The sequence below is a fragment of the Vibrio sp. Vb0937 genome (assembly GCF_033338855.1).
In genome coordinates this window covers 1-2149 of the sequence record NZ_JAWOTK010000080.1, presented here as the reverse complement: position 1 = coordinate 2149, position 2149 = coordinate 1, and the positions used below count along the sequence as shown (strand labels likewise).

Sequence of the window (2149 nt, the reverse complement as noted above, 5' to 3'; positions counted from 1 at the left end):
TGATGGCAAACTTGGGACAAGACTACTGTATTCGTCATCAAGCAGGTAAAGGCGCAGCGCAAGAAGTGCAAGCTGCTTATCAAGCGAACAATGTTGCTAATGCAGAAGTGACCGAGTTTATCGATGATGTTGCACAAGCGTATGCGTGGGCAGATCTGCTAGTGTGCCGTTCTGGCGCATTGACGGTATCTGAAGTCTCAGCAGCAGGTGTAGGCGCGATTTTTATCCCGTTCATGCATAAAGACCGTCAACAGGCACTGAATGCCGACCACTTAGTGGAATGCGGTGCTGCGAAGATGATTGAACAACCTGATTTAACCGTGGAGTCTTTGACTCAACAGATCCAACAATTGGATCGCCAAGCTTTACTTTCAATGGCTCAAAAGGCACGCAGTGCCGCAAAATTAGATGCTGACAAAGTTGTCGCACAAGCCATTGTCGCTTTGACCGAAAAGCGTTAACGAATTATTGAGAATCGAATTAATGACTATCCAACATACACAAGACTTAGCTCAGATTCGCGCGATGGTACCAGAAATGCGTCGCGTGAAATGCATCCACTTCATCGGTATCGGTGGTGCGGGCATGAGCGGCATTGCTGAAGTTCTTCTAAACGAAGGTTATGAAATCACGGGTTCAGACTTGTCTGAAAACCCAGTAACCGAGCGCTTAGTGTCGAAAGGGGCAACCGTATTTATTGGTCACCAAGCAAGTAATGTCGAAAAGGCTAGTGTGGTAGTCGTTTCCACCGCGATTAACGAAGAAAACCCTGAAGTCATGGCGGCTCGTGAATTGCGTATTCCTATTGTTCGCCGAGCAGAAATGCTGGCTGAACTGATGCGATTCCGTCATGGTATCGCTGTTGCGGGTACACATGGTAAAACCACCACCACAGCACTAGTCACACAAATCTATTCCGAATCAGGCCTTGATCCTACGTTTGTAAACGGCGGTCTAGTAAAGAGCGCGGGCACCAATGCGCGCTTGGGCTCTAGCCGTATTCTGATTGCAGAAGCGGATGAGAGCGACGCCTCTTTCTTGCACCTGCAACCTATGGTGAGCATCGTTACCAACATCGAAGCTGACCACATGGATACCTACGGTGGTGACTTCGAAACGTTGAAACAAACCTTCATTGATTTTCTTCACAACCTGCCGTTTTATGGCCAAGCCATTGTCTGTATCGATGATCCAGTGATTCGTGAGTTGATTCCGCGTATTAGCCGTCAAGTGATCACCTACGGCTTTTCTGACGATGCGGACGTACGTATCGAAAATTATCATCAAGAAGGTCAGCAAGGTAAATTTACAGTAGTACGTAAAGGTCGAGCTAACCTCGATATCACGCTAAACATTCCAGGCCGTCACAATGCGTTGAACGCATCAGCAGCAATAGCGGTCGCAACGGAAGACGACATTGAAGATGACGCGATTCTAAAAGCGATGGCGGGCACTCAAGGTACTGGCCGTCGTTTTGATCACCTTGGTGAGTTTGATACAGGTAACGGTCATGCGATGTTAGTCGATGATTACGGTCATCACCCAACGGAAGTTGACGTAACCATTAAGGCAGCACGCAGTGGTTGGCAAGATAAGCGATTGGTTATGATTTTCCAACCACATCGTTACAGTCGCACTCGTGACCTTTACGATGATTTTGCAAACGTGCTTGAGCAGGTTGATGTATTGATCATGCTTGACGTGTATGCCGCGGGTGAAAAACCGATTGCCGGCGCGGATGGACGCTCTTTGTGCCGTACGATTCGCAGCCGAGGTAAAGTAGATCCGATTTTTGTTCCAGAAATCGAGCAATTACCATCAGTTTTGGCTAACGTTATACAAGACGGCGACCTAATTTTAACGCAAGGTGCTGGTGATGTTGGTAAAGTTGCCAAACAGCTGGCTAATCTTGAGTTAAATATAAACAAGATGCTTGGATAAGTCAGAGTGATGACGCAAAGGACAGATAAGACTCAGATCTCGATTTTGCGTCAAGATCGTTGTGATTTATTGTTATCAGTGTTTGATAGTTTACAAGAGCTCAGTATAATCCCAAGGTTAAAGTCAATACTTTTGCCGATACGATATTATGCGGTGAAAAGTACACGACAAAAGTCAGGAAACGAAGACGTTGTTGAATATTGCACTT

General features: G+C 46.4%; 2 protein-coding genes. Both read left to right on the top strand.

Annotation, left to right across the window (positions count from 1 at the left end):
- Nucleotides 1–461 (top strand): glycosyltransferase (locus tag R7P67_RS23245; RefSeq protein ID WP_318086119.1); only part of this gene is annotated, 461 nt, incomplete at its 5' end.
- Nucleotides 462–483: 22 nt separating this feature from the next.
- A complete protein-coding gene (gene murC / locus R7P67_RS23240; protein WP_318086118.1) occupies nucleotides 484–1941 on the top strand; it encodes a UDP-N-acetylmuramate--L-alanine ligase in 1458 nt (485 codons plus the stop codon).
- Nucleotides 1942–2149: the final 208 nt, after the last annotated feature.

Coding starts and splice junctions, on each gene's coding strand:
- murC (WP_318086118.1), top strand. CDS start 484: ATGACTATCCAACATACACAAGACTTAGCTCAGATTCGCGCGATGGTA.